Origin of the sequence: Sphingomonas fucosidasi (assembly GCF_036663855.1) — a bacterium.
Taxonomy (GTDB): Bacteria; Pseudomonadota; Alphaproteobacteria; order Sphingomonadales; family Sphingomonadaceae; genus Sphingomonas; species Sphingomonas faeni_B.
In genome coordinates, this window is record NZ_JAXOJR010000007.1 from 308,461 (window position 1) to 323,318 (window position 14,858).

Consider the following 14,858-nt stretch of genomic DNA (forward strand, 5'->3'; position numbering starts at 1 on the left):
CAGGTCGCGCTAGGCGTGTCATAATCGCCCGAGGCCGGGACCGGGCATACGGGGTAAACCGCGCTCACTCTTGTCAGAATTGCCCTCTCGCGTATCACTATCGAAATTAGGTCGTAGGGCAGATGGGCGGGGGCGGGGCAAGTTTATGGCGAGGTATGCCGATCACGAGTGTAGCGATTGTAGCGTCGTTCTTCCGGCCAATGAGCTAACAAAACTTACAGTCCGGGTTTTAGATTCAACCCATACAAGCCGACGTTTTTATAATAGTGGGCGAAGCGGTTTCGGCTTTGGAAGTGGATCGTCGGAAACGTACCGTATTCGTAAATTAGAAGTATGCGACGATTGCTATGACTACCGAGCGCAGCTTGCGAAGCGTCAAGCATATATGCGCTTCATTGGATTTATTGGAATAGCGGTAGTTATTGTATTCGTTGTTGCGGCGATCGTGGGCCGGTCTTCTTCAGAAAAAAGCGAGCCACCGAAGGCCGATACGGTGCAGGCAGACGCATATTCGGATGCAAACAGTCCTCAGGTTATAAATGTGGCGAATCCAATTTCTGAAACGCCCGTACCCGAGTCGTCCAACGGTGATCAGACTGCGATTTATGAGGATAGCCCGTCAACGCGGGTAGCAGATAACTCTGCCGCTATGGAACAAGATCGGAACAGCGTTCAGCCAATCTCTGAAGCAGCCGATGCTAACAGTTCCGCAATTGCTAAAGCAACTACTACTGCCTTGGAACGAGGGATTGAGCAGGTTTGGCAAGTCGGAGGAGATACAGGTTACGTGATGGTAAGCCGCCCAATCGTCGTTGGTTTAACGACATGCAGGAACGTTTATTCCACAACGCGCTCTAATGGATCAGAAGCCCAGTCGCCTAACGTGACGTGGTGCCAAACGGACGGCGGAGAATGGATTGCGAAGCCCTATTGAGCTTGCCTCAGCTAGTACAAAGGGCTAACACAACGGTCCCGACGCCGAAATAAATATCCTTTGTTTTTCAGTGCTTACGGGGATTTTAACCGATCCCCCTCGGCTCCACCATTTCCGTTGATGACCGGTCGATTGGACCGTTGTCCCAAGCCCCGTTCATTTGACTGATATCCTAGACGTATCGGCAGGATTGGGCGCCTAAACTGTAACTCTGCTGCCTTGGCCCGTCTTCAACGCGGTTCGGGATGCGCGCCCAAACATCCCGATACAGCGCCACCCTGCATTTGGCGCAGATGCACGGTCAGCATATGCAATCGCACCGGCCAGCAAACTGTACCGTCACCCCGGACTGGTTCCGGGGTCCACCGTTCCGCAAACCAAATTCTCTTGATTTTGCGGCCCCGTGGATGCCGGAACCAGTCCGGCATGACGGACAAGGGATCGTATTTGTCGAGCCAACCCCGAATGCCGATCCTTCTTAGAACGCGGCGGATAGCCCTGCGAACGCCGACACGCTGTCGCGGTCGTCGCGCAACGCGTAGCCGGCGACACCCGCGCGCAGCGACAACTGCCCTGCGACGTTGCCGTCCACGCCCATCGCGTAGCTCATATAGCTGCGATCGGCGCGTTCCACCGTGCTCGTGAAGCTGATCGGCGCACCCGTCGGGGTCAGCGTCAGTGTCCGCGGATCGTCGTCGAACTCGCGCTCGTAGCCGGCGCGGGCGAAGAACCGCACAGGTTCGCCCGGGACTGTCCGGATCACGGCGCCGAACCGGCCGGTCAGGCTTTTCACCTCCTGCTTGCCGAACGCCGCCGCCGTCGAGAGGCCGCCGGACTCCGTATAGCCGGCAATGCGGACGCGGTCGTATTGCGCCGCGAGGTCGGGGCCGAACGCCACGCCGCCGAGCGTGACCAGGTCGAACGCGGCGGTGACGCGGCCGGCGACGTAGGTGCCGTCGGTCTCGCCCTCGTGCGAGCGGATCGCCGGGCCGAGCTGGACGGTGCGACGGATGTGGCGATAGTCGATCTCGCCATAGGTTCCGTCCGCGAGCAGGCGCACCGGGCCGAGTTCACCGCGCGCGTAGCCGCTGACCGACCAGGCGCGCGGCTTGTAGGTGCCAGCGCCGGCCTTGAAGTCGCCGGTGCCATCCGAATAGCCGCCGGCCACGCCGACTCCCGACGCGTCGCCGATCGCGAGGTCGGCGCCCGCGGTACCGCTAAAGCCGCGCTCGGTGATCCCGACGCGCTGGGCGGAATTGCCGCTCGCATAATAATGATAGCCCGCACTGCCGAACAGCGACAGCGCATGGCCGCTACGCTGCGCGCCGCCGCGCTCGGCGCCCTCGAACAGGTCGCGCTGGCCGCGGAACATCGCCTGCGCTGCATAGCCGAGCCCGGCGATCTGGTCGGGGGCCTGGACGAGGCTGGCCACGGCCTGCCCCTGGATGCGCTGCGTTTTGCCCGACGGGTGGACGCTGTCGGCCAGGATATACGTCTCGTTGGCGTCGGGCGAGACGAGCGTCGCGCGCGTGCAGGCCAGCGACGACGGCACGGTACAGGCGACGCCGGTGATGTTGGTGTAGCCATAGGTCGCGGGGCTGGCGACGAGTTCGCCGAACAGCCGGTCGGTATCGAAATACAGCGCGTTGACGTTCGCCGCTGCCAGCGCGGCCGCATAGGTGCGGTTGAACAGCTGAATGCCCGCTGCACCGCCCGATTGTACCGCGAGCGTGACGATCCGGCTGGCCCCGGCGGTCTGGAGGCGGCCGACTTGCGTGGCGAGCTGCGTGGCCGCAGTGGTCAGGATCGCGGTATTGGTGCTGCCGCCGGCCTGGAACGCGAAATAGTCGTTCCCGCCGCCCTGGATGTAGACGAGGTCGCGTGGCCCGAAGGTGCCGCCAGCGGCGAGGAAATTGCTGATCTGCGTCGTGACCGGGATCGACAGCGCGTTCGCGGCGGTGACGCGCGCCCCGCCGACTGCGTAATTGGTGCCGCCCTTGCCATAGACGGGGTCGAGCGACAGCCCGAGTCGGGCTGCGAGGACCTCGGGCGCGACCGGGTCGGGGTTGGTCGTAAAGCTGCCTGCGTCGCGCGCCAGCCGAGGATCGAGCGTCAGGTAATAGCCGCCATCGGCGAGGCTGTCGCCGAACACGACCATGCGGTTATAGGTCTCGGTGCTCGCGACGTTGGTCGGGCTGGCGGTCTGTGCTTGGACCGGACTCGCAAAACTCAGCGCGGTCCCGAACAGCAACGCCGCATAGGTCGTCTTCATGATGTCCTCTCCCTGGCGGCGAAGGATCATTGTCCTTCGCTCGACCGGGAGTGTCGGAGCCGGTTACGTCCGCGTCAAGAGACTGTCGCTTAGGGGTAGGGCGCCGTTCAGACGAACAGCCCGACCAGCAGATAGGTGCCTGCACCGATCAACCCGGCGGCGGGCAGCGTCAGCGTCCAGGCGACGACGATGTTGCTCGCCACGTTCCAGCGGACCGCGGACAGGCGCCGGGCGGCACCGACGCCGACGATCGAGCCGGTGATGGTGTGCGTCGACGAGACCGGGATGCCCCAGAAGGTCGCGGCGAACAGCGTGATCGCGCCGCCGGTCTCCGCGCAGAAGCCCTGCGCCGGAGTCAGCCGCGTGATCTTCGAGCCCATCGTGTGGACGATCCGCCAGCCACCCGACAACGTGCCGAGCGCCATCGCCGCCTGGCAGGAGAGGACGACCCAGAGCGGCACGTGAAACTCGCCGCCGAGCAGGCCTTGAGAATAGAGCAGCACGGCGATGATCCCCATCGTCTTCTGCGCGTCATTGCCGCCGTGGCCGAGCGAATAGAGCGCGGCGGAGATTAGCTGCAGCTTGCGGAAGCGCTTGTCGACGCCGAGCGGGGTGAGCTTGAGGCTGGTCCACGCCACCGCGAGCACCAGTACGAGCGCGAGCATGAGGCCGATCGCGGGCGAGGCGAAGATCGCGACGACGGTGGCGATGACGCCTTTCCAGACGATCGCGCCGAAACCGACCTTGGCGATACCTGCGCCGAGTAGGCCGCCGATCAGCGCGTGGCTGCTGCTCGATGGGATGCCGAGCACCCAGGTGATGACGTTCCACGCGATCGCGCCCATCAGCGCGGCGAAGATCACCTGCGCGTCGATCACGTGCGCCTGGACGATGCCGGTGCCGACCGTCTGCGCGACGTGAAGCCCGAAGACGGCGAACGCGATGAAGTTGAAGAACGCGGCCCAGAGGACGGCGTATTGCGGCTTCAGGACGCGCGTGGAGACGACCGTGGCGATCGAGTTCGCCGCGTCGTGGAGGCCGTTCAGGAAGTCGAACAGCAGCGCTATGCCGATGAGGCCGATGAGGAGGGGGAGGGAGAGAATCATGCGATTGCCGTCCTATCCCCGACCATTCCACCCCCCCGGCGAAGGCCGGGGTCCAATTGGGAAGGCTTTAGTAACAGCGCGCCGTTCTCAGTTATTGCTGTCCCCCAATTGGGCCCCGGCCTTCGCCGGGGGGGAGCTCCGTGGGCGGTCTCGGACTCAATCGACACATCAAGCATGGTCGATGACCAGCCCCTGGATCTCGTTCGCCACATCCTCGAAGCGATCGACGATCTTCTCCAGGCTGCTGTAGATTTCGCGGTTGATGATGAAGGTCATCGGGTCCGCGCTGATCTTCGACGCCTGGAACAGCGCGCGCAGGCCCGTATCGTGGATATCGTCGGCATGGCCCTCGATCTGGATCAGCCGCGCGGTCAGGTCGTGCAACCGCCCTGCGTTAGTGCCCAGCGACCGCAGCAGCGGGATCGCCTCGGCGGTGATCCGCGCGGCCTCGACGATGATGCCCGCCATGTCGCGCATCTCGGCCGAGAACTCGGTCACTTCGTACAGCGCGATTGCGTTGGCGGTGCCGTTCATCTGGTCGATCGCATCGTCCATCACGCCGATCAAACTCGTGATCGCGCTGCGGTCGAACGGCGTCACGAACACCCGGCGGACGTCCTGGAGGACCTCGCGCGTGATATCGTCGGCCTCGTGCTCGCGCTTGACGATTTCGGCGATCTGCCCCTCGATCGAGCCTTCGCCGTGGAGCAGCCGTGCGAGCGCATCGGCGCCGGCGACCAGGGTCGCGGCATGCGCGTCGAACAGTTCGAAGAACCGTCCCTGCTTCGGCATCAGCGACTGGAACCAGCCCAGCATCGGAATTCTCCTTTTCGCACTCTTGCGCACGACGGGTAAGATACGTTGCGCGAACGACGCCGGGATCGGCGGCTCGCGGAAAGCAGCGATCAGCGCCTTCAGGCCGGGCTCATTGACAGCGTCTGCCGCACGATCAAGCGTAAACCAGCGTGTGTCACGCTGATGACGCTCCGGCCAGTCGTCGACCTGCTCGACGAACGCGAGCGGAAAGACCGTCACGATCATGTCGCGGTAGCGGCCGGTGCGGCGGCGTTTGCGGTAGCCGAACTCGCCGACCGCGGTGGGGCAGGGGATGCCGCGGATGCCGGCCTCCTCATATGCTTCCTGCGCGGCCGCCTCGTGGCTGGCGAGCCCGACGATCGGATTGCCCTTGGGGATCACCCAGCGACCGGTATCGCGCGAGGTGATCAGCATGACGCGGGCATGGCCGTCGGCGTCGATCACATAGGGAAGTGCCGCAATCTGCTGGATAATTCGGGTCCTTGTGGGCGCGGAGTCGCGGGGAGTGGGAGACAGCTTAGACGGCGGGATGCAGCATGCACAGAGGGCGGCCGGCGGTGCCGTGCGGACTGTTGCCAGCGCGATTCCGTCCCATTCCCGGACGTGGCCGATTTAACCATTTTTGCGACTGGTCGAATTAGTAAACGCGGCGTTAACGTTCGCATCATGACCAGACGCCTAGTCCTCACCAATGAAGCCGCCCGCCATCCGCTGCGCCGATCGTTGCCGCCGCCGGTGGTCGCGGCTGCGAAAAACGACGATCAGGACGTGAAGCTGTTTTTCCTGAGCTTCGCGGCGTTCTTCACCTGCTTCTACAGCTTCATTTTTTGAAGCGAGCAATCCTCCCCCGCCAGGGGGAGGTGGCTGGCTCTTGCCAGACGGAGGGGGAGGAAAGGAGCAACCACCGTTGCGTTTCCTCCCCCTCCGTCACCTTCGGCGCCACCTCCCCCTGGCGGGGGAGGATCGTTCGGTCGCTACCCCCTCAACGTCGGCAAACACCCGACGGCATCGTCGTCACACGCGCGGTGCAGCTTCTGCGCCAGCCAAGCCGAGACTAGGCACATAGCCGCGACCAGGAACAGCATGTCCTCTGGCGTCACGCCCATCGCCGTGATCCCGATCACCAGGATCGAACCGATCGTCATCGCACCCGAATTGACGACGTTGTTCGCGGCCACGGTGCGTGCGGTCTGGTCCTTCTCCACAGTCGTCGTCAGGAACGCATAGAGCGGCACCACGAACATCCCGCCGGTGATCGCGATCGCCAGCAACGTCGCGAGCACGGGGATCGCGCCAGGCTGATGAATGAACCCGGCCCAGTCGTAATACTGCCCCGCCGGCGCCGGCGTCCAGGCCCGCGCGAGGAACGAGAACAGCACGACGAAGCCACCCATCGCGATCACCGAGGCGGGGGAGAACTTCGCCGAGATGCGCCCGCGCAGCATCGAGTTGATCACCACCGAGCCGATCGCGACGCCGACCGAGAACACCGCGATCACGAAGCTGGCGACTCGCTCGTCGGCGGTCAGCACGTTCTTCACCAAGGGCGGGAAGACGATGATCAGCACCGCGCCGATCGTCCAGAAGAAGCTGATCGCGACGATCGCGAGAAACAGCCGGGGGATGTGCAGCGTCGCGCTGATCAAGCGCCACGATGCCGTGAACGGGTTGTAGTCGAGCTTCAGCGGCGGCCCTTCGCGCGGAGCGGGAGGCACCTGGCGGCCCGCGAACCAGCCGACCAGCGCCACGATCAAGACGCCGGCGGCGGCCCCCTCGATCGGGATCCAGCCCGCCGTCACGGTGCCGAGCAGGATCGCGAGATACGTCCCCGCCTCGACCAGCCCGGTGCCGCCGAGCACATCGCAGGGCTTCAGATGCTGCGGCAGGATCGCATATTTGATCGGGCCGAAGAACGTCGAGTGGACGCCCAGGCACAGCACCGCCCCGAGCATCAGCCCGATCCCCAGCGACGGATGTCCGAAGCGCGCGACCATCAGTCCGGTCGCACCGAGGATCATGATGCCGATCTCGACGGTCTTCACGATCCGGATGATCCGCGCCTTGTCGTGGCTGTCCGCCAATTGCCCGGCGAGCGCGGACAGCAGGAAGAACGGCAGGATGCCGAGTCCCGTCGCCAGCGCGTTGAAGTTCGCCTCCATCTTCGGGTCGTTGAAGACCGCATAGGTGGCGAACAGGACCATCGAGGTCTTAAACAGATTATCGTTGAACGCGCCGAGAAACTGCGTGGTGAACAGGGGCAGGAAGCGACGTTGCTTCAGCAACCCAAGGGCATTGAGCATGCGAGAAATCGCCCAGATCGTTGCGAAAATACGCCAAACCCTTAGCCCAGTGCCTTGCTCACGCCAACGTTTAAACCGGTTTCGCCGCGCGGCCGACCGGTATAGAGGTGGTGGGTGCTGAGCTTGCCTAACCTCCTGACATTGTCGCGGATCGTCGCGGTGCCCCTGCTGGTCTGGTTCCTGTGGTGGCCTGATTGGGAGGCGGGTTACGGCATCGCCTTCGTGCTGTACTGCCTGATGGGCATCACCGATTATTTCGACGGCTATCTCGCGCGGTCGAGCGGCGCGGTGTCGCGATTGGGGATCTTCCTCGATCCGATCGCCGACAAGATCATGGTCGCCGCGGTGATCCTGATTTTGGTCGGGACGCGCGATATTCCCGGTGTCCACGTGATCGCCGCGCTGGTGATCCTGCTACGCGAGATCGCGGTGTCGGGGTTGCGAGAATTCCTGGCGCAGGTCCAGGTTTCGGTCCCCGTTTCGCAGCTGGCGAAGTGGAAGACGACGCTGCAACTCGTGTCGCTCGGCGGGATCATCCTCGGCGGCGCGGTGCCCGAGACGGTATGGGTGCATACTGTCGGCATCGTCGCCTTGTGGGGCGCGGCCGTCCTCACCGTGTTGACCGGGTGGGACTATCTCCGCGTCGGCCTGAAGCACATGGACTGACGATGACGCAGATACGGATGGTGTATTTCGCCTGGGTGCGCGAGCGCATCGGCACGGGCGAGGAATCGGTCGAGCCGCCCGAGAGCGTGGTGACGGTGGCGGATCTGGTCGACTGGCTGGCGGAAACGAGTTCCGGGCACGCCGAAGCGTTCGAGAACCGCTCGCGGCTGCGCGCGGCGGTCGATCAAGAGTTCGTGCCGCTGGATACGCCGATCGGTCGGGCGCAGGAGATCGCGATCTTCCCACCGGTGACCGGCGGATGATCCATATCTCCGTCCAGCAGTCGCCGATCGATATCGCAGCCGAGATGACGCGCGCCGAAGCGGCAGGGGCCGGGGCGGTGGCGACCTTTACCGGGCTGGTCCGCGCGGACGATGGCGTGGGTACGCTCGAACTCGAACATTACCCTGGGGCTACCGAAGCGGCGTTGCTGAAGGTTGCCGAGGGCGCGATCGAACGCTGGGGGCTGAGCGCGGCGATCATCGTCCACCGGGTGGGGCCCATGCAGCCGGGGGAGCGGATCGTGTTCGTCGCGGCGACGGCGGCGCACCGCGGCGCGGCGCTGGAGGCCTGCGCGTATTTGATCGATCGGTTAAAGACAGATGCGCCGTTCTGGAAGCGTGAGACGCGGGGCGTGACGGCTAGCTGGGTCGAAGCGCGCAATGGCGATCATGCCGCTGCTGCTCGGTGGGACAAGTCGACGAGCTAATTCAGAGTTTGCTCTCCCGCGAAGGCGGGAGCCCAGACGGGGTCCCCGCCTTCGCAGGGAAACAAGAAACGGGCCGCGCTCCCTGGGGAGTTCGCGGCCCGTAATTCCGTTAGCCGAGCTTCGGAACGCTCATGCCGTTGGTCAGGTGGACGACACCGTTCGTTTCCTTGATGTCGGCCGTATCGACGTACGACTTGATCCCGGCGGTGTCGGTCAACTCGATGTTGCCGTTAGGGCCGATCGACGCGATCAGCGGCTGGCCAGCGAGCGTCGTCAGCGTAGCCTTGCCACCGCCGGCGGTGATCTGCGCCTTCAGCTGGTCCGACGTCACCGCACCGGCGACCACGTGATACTTGAGGATCGTCGCGAGCGTGGGTGCTGATTCGGGCTTCAGAAGCGTGTCGAGCGCGCCGGGCGGCAGGCGGGTAAACGCTTCATCGCTCGGGGCGAACACGGTGAACGGCCCGGGACCTGCGAGCGTGGTCTGCAGCTTGGCGGCTGTGACTAGCTTGGTCAGCGTGGCACGATTGGGCAGCGTCGGCAGCGCGGCTGCGATCGTCGTCGTCGGCGCGGCGGTCGGTGCAGCCGGGGCTGCAGTCGCAGGTGCTGCCTGTGGCGTAGCGGTGGTGGCGGGCGCCGTCTGCGCCGGAGCCGCGGGCGCCGCGGGCGCCGCAGGCGTCGTCGTCTGTGCGGTCGCACCAGCGGCAAGGATCATGCTCGATGCGGCGGCAATCAAAAGATTCGTCTTAACAGTCATGTGCGACTCCAAATATAATTGATGGGACGATCGAAACTCGAACGAAAAAAATAGGTATGGGATCGGCCCGTCTTCAATGTTTTGGCGGACCAGCCGCGCCATCGATGCGACGAACCGATCCCGGCAGTCGTGCCGATCAGCTCAGTTTCGGCACGATTACGCCGTTGACGACATGCACGACGCCATTCGACTGGCGCACATCTGCGGTCTCGATATAGCTCTTGTTGCCGTTGACGTCGGTCAGCGTGATGACCGCGCCGACCAGTGTCGCAGTGATCGGATCGCCCTCGACCGTGGTCAACGTCGCCGTTCCACCACCCGCCGCGATGCGCTGCCGCAGGTCGTCGGCGGTGATCGCGCCTGGCACGACATGATAGGTCAGAACCTTGGTGAGCGAGGCTTTGTTCTCGGGCTTCAGCAACGTATCGACCATGCCCGGTGCGAGCCGCCCGAACGCGTCGTTGGTCGGCGCGAACACCGTGAACGGACCCGGACCCGAGAGCGTGCCGACCAGATCGGCGGCCTTCACCGCAGCGACCAACGTCGACAGATTGGGGGCGGCGGATGCGTTGTCGACGATCGTCCGCGTGGCCATCATCGGCACGCCGCCGACGGTCGGATTGGCAACCGCGGGCGGGCCGTTCGGGACCGCCAGCGCGGGATTGGTCGACGGACTGGCCACGTCGTCCTTCGATTTGCCGCTGCACGCAGCGAGCGCCAGCGCACTCGTGATCAGCAGTAGCGGAAGCGTCTTCGACATCATCGGGTCTCCAGCGGGAACTCGCGAAACATACGATCGAACGCCGAGTTAGTTGCGCATCCGTGCCAATCTCACGCCGAGCCGAGCCGGTTACTGAACGTCGGCCAGCGCCTTCGCCATCAACCGGAAGTCCTTCTCGCGCGGGCTCGCCCGCCGCCAGACCAAGGCGATCTTCCGCACCGCGTTGATCTCGTCGAGCGGGCGAGCCGTGATGTTGGTGTTGTCCAGGATACCGGCCTTGAGCGCCATTTCGGGCAGCATCGTGATGCCAAGCCCGTTGTCGACCATCTGCACGATCGTATGCAGCGACGTGCCGAGCATCGTCGCCTCCGCGCGCAATTCCGGCCGGTTGCATGCACCAAGCGCGTGATCCTTGAGGCAATGCCCATCCTCGAGCAGCAGCAGCCGCGTCTCGTCGATCGCCGACGCCGGGATCGCGGGCAGCGCAGTAGGCTCCTCGCCCGACGGATACGCGACGAACAGCCGGTCCTCGAACAACGTCTCGGACGTCACCTCCCCGCAGGCATAGGGGAGGGCGAGCAGCACGCAGTCGGTCCGGCCGTTGTGCAACCCTTCGCACGCCGGACCGCTCGGCTCCTCGCGCAGGAAAAGCTTCAGGTCGGGATAATCCTTCCGCAGCCGCGGCAGGATGCGGGGCAGCATGAACGGCGCGATCGTCGGGATGACGCTCATCCGCATGTCGCCCGACAGCGGCTGGCCGGCGGCGCGCGCCATGTCGCCCAGCTCCTCCGCCTCGCGCAGCACCCGCCGCGCCTTGTCGGCGATCCCGTCGCCCAGCGGTGTGAACCGCACGACGCGGCGCGTCCGCTCGACCAGCACCACGCCGATCAGCGTTTCGAGCTCGCGCAGACCCGCCGACAGCGTCGATTGCGTTACGAAACACGCCTCCGCGGCGCGTCCGAAATGGCCGTGGTCCTTCAGCGCAACCAGATATTGCAACTGTTTCAATGTGGGTAGGTAGGTCGCAGCCATTAATCGCCTCTATCGATCATCAGATGATAAATAGAGCGTTGGATCGATTACACCAGCCCTCATATACCGCATTGCACAACGACCGAGCGGGACAACCGCCGCGCTTGAGGATGCCTGGAGCCAAGTTTATTTCCAGGAGGCTTCCATCATGTTGACCATCGGCGACCAGTTCCCATCGATGACCATTCCCGTTCAGCAGGGCGTTGCCGCACTGCCCGCCGGCGAGACGCTCGACCTGACGACCGCCTATCCCGGCAAGTGGAAGGTGCTGTTTTACTGGCCGAAGGATTTCACCTTCGTCTGCCCGACCGAGATCGTCGGCTACAGCGACATCCGCAGTGACTTCGAGGACCGCGACGCCGTCCTGATCGGCGCATCGACCGACACCGCGCACGTCCACCTCGCCTGGCGCAAGTCGGACGCGGATCTCGCCGCAGCGGACTTCCCGTGGCTGGCGGATAACGGCGCGAAGCTCGCCGACGCACTCGGCATCGTCGACAAGAACGAGCATGTCGCGTTCCGTGCGACCTTCATCATCGACCCCGACAACGTCATCCAGGCGGTTCAGGTCAACGGCCTGAACGTCGGCCGCAACCCCGCCGAGACGCTCCGCGTACTCGACGCGCTGCAGACCGACGAGCTCTGCCCGTGCAACTGGAACAAGGGCGACGACGTCCTCCAGCTGGCTGCTTGATCTATCGGGAGCGGGCTTGAACGCCCGCTCCCATTTTCTTCCGTCACCCCATTTTCTTCCGTCACCCCAGCGAAAGCTGGGGTCTCTTCGTAGCGGGGAGACCCCGGCTTTCGCTGGGGTGACGCATTTCTGGACTGGAACCCATTTATGTCGCTCAAGGAATTCGCGGGCACGCTGCCCGATTACGCCAAGGACATCCGCCTCAACGTCGGCTCGCTTCTCAACGAGACGCATCTGACCGACCAGCGCAAATACGGCCTGCTGCTGACCTGCGCGCACGGCTCGGGCTACAAGCCGCTGGTCGAGGCCGCCGAAGCCGAATGCGCGCCGAAACTCTCGCCCGAGGCTGCCAATGCGGCGCGTGCGGCGGCAGCAGTGATGGCGATGAACAACGTCTATTACCGCTTCACGCACCTCGCCGGGAACCAGGAATACCGCAACATGCCGGCCAAGCTGCGCATGAACGTGATCGGCCAGTCCGGCATCGACAAGGTCGATTTCGAGCTGTTCAGCCTCGCGGTATCGGCGATGAACGGCTGCGGCATGTGCATCGACAGCCACGAGCAGATCCTGAAGAAGGCGGGCGTTACGGCCGAGGCGATCCAGACGTCGGTGCGGATCGGCGCGGTGATGGCGGCGGTCGCGACGGTCCACGCCACGCTTTGACCTGAGATATCCTCCCCCTGGCGGGGGAGGATTTCCAGAGCCGTCAGTGCCAGATCGCGCGGTACAGCCCGAACAAACTCGTGATCGTCAGGATCACGCCGACCATCACCATCAACGTCTTCGCCGGCACGCGCTTCGCCAGCAGCGCCCCGAACGGCGCCGCCAGCACCCCGCCGATCAGCAGCCCCACCGTGGCCTGCGTAAACGCCGCCCAGCCGAGCTGCGTGATGAACGTCGCCGAGATCGTCGCGGTCAGGAAGAACTCCGCGGTATTCACCGTCCCGATCGTGGTCCTTGGCGCTGCGCCCTGCACCAGCAGGTTCGACGTCACCACCGGCCCCCAGCCGCCACCGCCCGCCGCATCGAGAAACCCGCCGACCAGCCCGAGCGGCTCGACGATCTTCGGCTCCTTCTGCTTGGGCGGATAACGAAGCCCGCGATACAGCAGATACACGCCGATCGACGTCAGGTAGGCGAGGATGAACGGCTTGGCGGTGCTAGCATCGATGTTCGACAGCACATACGCGCCCAGCACGCCGCCAATTACGCCGGGGATCATCAGCCGCAGAAACAGCGTCCAGTTGACGTTCTTGTGCAGCACATGGCTGATCCCCGAGACCGCGGTCGTGAACGTCTCGACGGTATGCACCCCCGCCGACGCCGCAGCCGGCGGCACGCCGACCCACAGCAACAGCGTGTTCGAGATCACGCCAAACGCCATCCCCAGCGCACCGTCGACAACCTGCGCGGCGAACCCCACCAGGATAAAGGGCAGGAGCGTCTCGAAGCTCAAGGTCGTCAGGTCGAACATCGGCATCCCCTCAATATCGCGCCCAGACTGCAGCGTGCAGTCTTATCCTACAACAAAGATAGGCTTTACCCCGGTCCCGATAGGCTGATGGGGGCTGACACTGCTCGCGGGCCCGGTTCTGGAAATCGGCCGTTCGATACCCTAGATACGGAAATCGCGAAGGGGACTGCGGATGTCGAGCGGATTACTGGCCTATCTGGATTCGATCCGCGCCCGCGATCCCGCCCCGCATTCGCGCGCCGAAATCATGCTGTATCCCGGCGTCTGGGCGCTCGGCTATCACCGCATCGCGCACCGGCTGTACAAGGCGAAGCTCTATTTCCTCGCGCGTTGCGTCAACCACTGGTCGCGCTTCACGACCGCGATCGACATCCATCCCGGCGCGACGATCGGTCGTAACTTCTTCATCGACCACGGTTTCGTGGTGATCGGCGAGACCGCCGAGATCGGCGACGACGTCACGATCTACCAGTGCGTCACGCTCGGCGGCACCAGCCCCGACAACGGCGTGCAGGGCAAGCGCCACCCGACCATTTCCGACGGCGCGATCATCGGCTCGGGCGCGCAGGTGCTGGGGCCGATCACGCTCGGCAAGCGCTCGCGCGTCGGCGCCAACGCGGTCGTCACGCGCGACGTGCCGGCAGGGACCACGGTCGTCGGCATTCCCGCGCGCGCGACCACCATCGAGGGCGGCAACGCGCCCGAGCTCCCGCGATTCGTGCCTTACGGTACGCCTTGCAGCGAAGCATTCGACCCTGCCACGCAGAAGATGGAGCTCATGCGCTGCGAGTTGGAGACGATGCGCAAGCGTCTCGACGCGTTGCTCGCCGAAGATCATCCAGAGGACCGGCGCGACCGCGCATGATGGTGGCTAACTGATGGGCGTCGTACCCTTTCCGATACCGTCCAAGGCGACGCAGGTCGGCTTCGAACGCCTCGAACTCAATCGGATCCTCGACCTCTATGGCCGGATGGTCGCGGCTGGCCATTGGCGCGACTATGCGATCGATCTCGGCAAGGACGCCGCAGTCTTCGCCGCCTTCCGCCGTGCTGCCGAGCGGCCTGAATTCAGGATCGAGAAACGCCCGTCGTTGCGCAACAAGCAGGGCATGTGGGCGCTGATCGGCGAGGGCGGCGCCGTAGTGAAGCGCGGCCATGAACTGGGCCCGGTCCTCGCCCCGGTCGAGAGGCGTTTCATGAAACTCGTCGAGGACTGAGCTCCCGTCATCCTGACGAAAGTCAGGATCCAGAGTAACGCGTGACGTGACCCCCGCCTTTCATCCAGCTGCGACCAGAGACCGACCGTTGTTGTCGCGCAGGAGCGCGGGTGAAGCAACGGTCAGGTTTAAACCCGACCGTTGCTTTTCGAGTTCT

17 protein-coding genes are annotated in these 14,858 nt (G+C 64.4%); 9 read left to right on the forward strand and 8 right to left on the reverse strand.

From position 1 onward, the window contains the following. Window positions 1-145: 145 nt before the first annotated feature. Window positions 146-934: a hypothetical protein gene (locus tag U1737_RS14790; protein ID WP_332797287.1), complete on the forward strand. Its 789-nt coding sequence runs from the start codon at window positions 146-148 to the stop codon at window positions 932-934. A gap of 478 nt (window positions 935-1,412) precedes the next feature. On the opposite strand, the gene U1737_RS14795 is transcribed toward U1737_RS14790, so the two are convergent. The 3 genes from U1737_RS14795 to U1737_RS14805 form a co-directional block, all read right to left on the reverse strand. Further along, entirely contained in the window at window positions 1,413-3,206 is a 1,794-nt protein-coding gene (locus U1737_RS14795; RefSeq protein WP_332797288.1) for an autotransporter domain-containing protein, read from the reverse strand. A 107-nt stretch (window positions 3,207-3,313) separates the two neighbouring features. Further along, entirely contained in the window at window positions 3,314-4,312 is a 999-nt protein-coding gene (locus U1737_RS14800) for an inorganic phosphate transporter (protein ID WP_248523256.1), read from the reverse strand. Between the two features lie 168 nt (window positions 4,313-4,480). Beyond that, window positions 4,481-5,599: a DUF47 family protein gene (locus U1737_RS14805; protein ID WP_332797299.1), complete on the reverse strand. Its 1,119-nt coding sequence runs from the start codon at window positions 5,597-5,599 to the stop codon at window positions 4,481-4,483. Between the two features lie 195 nt (window positions 5,600-5,794). On the opposite strand from U1737_RS14805, the gene U1737_RS14810 reads away from it, so the two are divergent. Then, window positions 5,795-5,959 (forward strand): hypothetical protein, encoded by a 165-nt coding sequence (locus tag U1737_RS14810; RefSeq protein WP_187502787.1) that lies wholly within the window; start codon window positions 5,795-5,797, stop codon window positions 5,957-5,959. Between the two features lie 143 nt (window positions 5,960-6,102). Here U1737_RS14810 and U1737_RS14815 read toward each other — a convergent pair whose 3' ends face one another. Beyond that, on the reverse strand, window positions 6,103-7,428 hold the full coding sequence (locus tag U1737_RS14815; protein WP_248523258.1) for an MFS transporter: 1,326 nt from the start codon (window positions 7,426-7,428) through the stop codon (window positions 6,103-6,105). A gap of 114 nt (window positions 7,429-7,542) precedes the next feature. On the opposite strand from U1737_RS14815, the gene pgsA reads away from it, so the two are divergent. Genes pgsA through U1737_RS14830 form a run of 3 tightly spaced genes read left to right on the forward strand, consistent with a single transcriptional unit; the run spans window position 7,543 to window position 8,803 of the window. Beyond that, entirely contained in the window at window positions 7,543-8,094 is a 552-nt protein-coding gene (gene pgsA, locus U1737_RS14820) for a CDP-diacylglycerol--glycerol-3-phosphate 3-phosphatidyltransferase (protein WP_248523259.1), read from the forward strand. 2 nt (window positions 8,095-8,096) lie between these two features. After that, window positions 8,097-8,357, forward strand: coding sequence for a molybdopterin converting factor subunit 1 (gene moaD / locus U1737_RS14825; RefSeq protein WP_248523261.1), 261 nt, complete (start codon window positions 8,097-8,099; stop codon window positions 8,355-8,357). Next, a complete protein-coding gene (locus tag U1737_RS14830; protein WP_248523263.1) occupies window positions 8,354-8,803 on the forward strand; it encodes a molybdenum cofactor biosynthesis protein MoaE in 450 nt (149 codons plus the stop codon). The genes moaD and U1737_RS14830 overlap by 4 nt, the downstream gene beginning before the upstream one ends. Before the next feature lie 109 nt (window positions 8,804-8,912). On the opposite strand, the gene U1737_RS14835 is transcribed toward U1737_RS14830, so the two are convergent. From U1737_RS14835 to U1737_RS14845, 3 genes are all read right to left on the reverse strand, one after another. Continuing rightward, entirely contained in the window at window positions 8,913-9,560 is a 648-nt protein-coding gene (locus tag U1737_RS14835) for a fasciclin domain-containing protein (RefSeq protein ID WP_332797289.1), read from the reverse strand. A 136-nt stretch (window positions 9,561-9,696) separates the two neighbouring features. Next, a complete protein-coding gene (locus U1737_RS14840; RefSeq protein ID WP_332797290.1) occupies window positions 9,697-10,320 on the reverse strand; it encodes a fasciclin domain-containing protein in 624 nt (207 codons plus the stop codon). Between the two features lie 90 nt (window positions 10,321-10,410). Then, window positions 10,411-11,313: a hydrogen peroxide-inducible genes activator gene (locus tag U1737_RS14845; protein ID WP_060526661.1), complete on the reverse strand. Its 903-nt coding sequence runs from the start codon at window positions 11,311-11,313 to the stop codon at window positions 10,411-10,413. A gap of 148 nt (window positions 11,314-11,461) precedes the next feature. Here U1737_RS14845 and U1737_RS14850 point away from each other — a divergent pair, with 148 nt between their 5' ends. Further along, entirely contained in the window at window positions 11,462-12,007 is a 546-nt protein-coding gene (locus U1737_RS14850; RefSeq protein WP_128454213.1) for a peroxiredoxin, read from the forward strand. 147 nt (window positions 12,008-12,154) lie between these two features. Beyond that, a complete protein-coding gene (gene ahpD, locus U1737_RS14855; protein WP_332797291.1) occupies window positions 12,155-12,673 on the forward strand; it encodes an alkylhydroperoxidase, AhpD family in 519 nt (172 codons plus the stop codon). A gap of 43 nt (window positions 12,674-12,716) precedes the next feature. On the opposite strand, the gene U1737_RS14860 is transcribed toward ahpD, so the two are convergent. After that, window positions 12,717-13,484 (reverse strand): sulfite exporter TauE/SafE family protein, encoded by a 768-nt coding sequence (locus tag U1737_RS14860; protein WP_439144498.1) that lies wholly within the window; start codon window positions 13,482-13,484, stop codon window positions 12,717-12,719. Window positions 13,485-13,656: 172 nt separating this feature from the next. Here U1737_RS14860 and epsC point away from each other — a divergent pair, with 172 nt between their 5' ends. Next, window positions 13,657-14,349, forward strand: coding sequence for a serine O-acetyltransferase EpsC (epsC, locus tag U1737_RS14865; protein ID WP_187502780.1), 693 nt, complete (start codon window positions 13,657-13,659; stop codon window positions 14,347-14,349). A gap of 13 nt (window positions 14,350-14,362) precedes the next feature. Further along, window positions 14,363-14,701 carry a DUF2794 domain-containing protein gene (locus U1737_RS14870; protein WP_132738950.1) on the forward strand — a complete coding sequence of 113 codons (339 nt, stop codon included), beginning with the start codon at window positions 14,363-14,365 and terminating at the stop codon, window positions 14,699-14,701. Window positions 14,702-14,858: the final 157 nt, after the last annotated feature.

Excerpts from the sequence above, each read along its gene's own strand:
- U1737_RS14845 (WP_060526661.1), bottom strand. The coding sequence starts at position 11,313 with ATGGCTGCGACCTACCTACCCACATTGAAACAGTTGCAATATCTGGTT.
- U1737_RS14790 (WP_332797287.1), top strand. The coding sequence starts at position 146 with ATGGCGAGGTATGCCGATCACGAGTGTAGCGATTGTAGCGTCGTTCTT.
- ahpD (WP_332797291.1), top strand. The coding sequence starts at position 12,155 with ATGTCGCTCAAGGAATTCGCGGGCACGCTGCCCGATTACGCCAAGGAC.
- U1737_RS14800 (WP_248523256.1), bottom strand. The coding sequence starts at position 4,312 with ATGATTCTCTCCCTCCCCCTCCTCATCGGCCTCATCGGCATAGCGCTG.
- U1737_RS14830 (WP_248523263.1), top strand. The coding sequence starts at position 8,354 with ATGATCCATATCTCCGTCCAGCAGTCGCCGATCGATATCGCAGCCGAG.
- moaD (WP_248523261.1), top strand. The coding sequence starts at position 8,097 with ATGACGCAGATACGGATGGTGTATTTCGCCTGGGTGCGCGAGCGCATC.
- U1737_RS14815 (WP_248523258.1), bottom strand. The coding sequence starts at position 7,428 with ATGCTCAATGCCCTTGGGTTGCTGAAGCAACGTCGCTTCCTGCCCCTG.
- epsC (WP_187502780.1), top strand. The coding sequence starts at position 13,657 with ATGTCGAGCGGATTACTGGCCTATCTGGATTCGATCCGCGCCCGCGAT.
- U1737_RS14870 (WP_132738950.1), top strand. The coding sequence starts at position 14,363 with ATGGGCGTCGTACCCTTTCCGATACCGTCCAAGGCGACGCAGGTCGGC.
- U1737_RS14860 (WP_439144498.1), bottom strand. The coding sequence starts at position 13,484 with ATGTTCGACCTGACGACCTTGAGCTTCGAGACGCTCCTGCCCTTTATC.
- U1737_RS14850 (WP_128454213.1), top strand. The coding sequence starts at position 11,462 with ATGTTGACCATCGGCGACCAGTTCCCATCGATGACCATTCCCGTTCAG.
- U1737_RS14840 (WP_332797290.1), bottom strand. The coding sequence starts at position 10,320 with ATGTCGAAGACGCTTCCGCTACTGCTGATCACGAGTGCGCTGGCGCTC.
- U1737_RS14835 (WP_332797289.1), bottom strand. The coding sequence starts at position 9,560 with ATGACTGTTAAGACGAATCTTTTGATTGCCGCCGCATCGAGCATGATC.
- U1737_RS14810 (WP_187502787.1), top strand. The coding sequence starts at position 5,795 with ATGACCAGACGCCTAGTCCTCACCAATGAAGCCGCCCGCCATCCGCTG.
- U1737_RS14795 (WP_332797288.1), bottom strand. The coding sequence starts at position 3,206 with ATGAAGACGACCTATGCGGCGTTGCTGTTCGGGACCGCGCTGAGTTTT.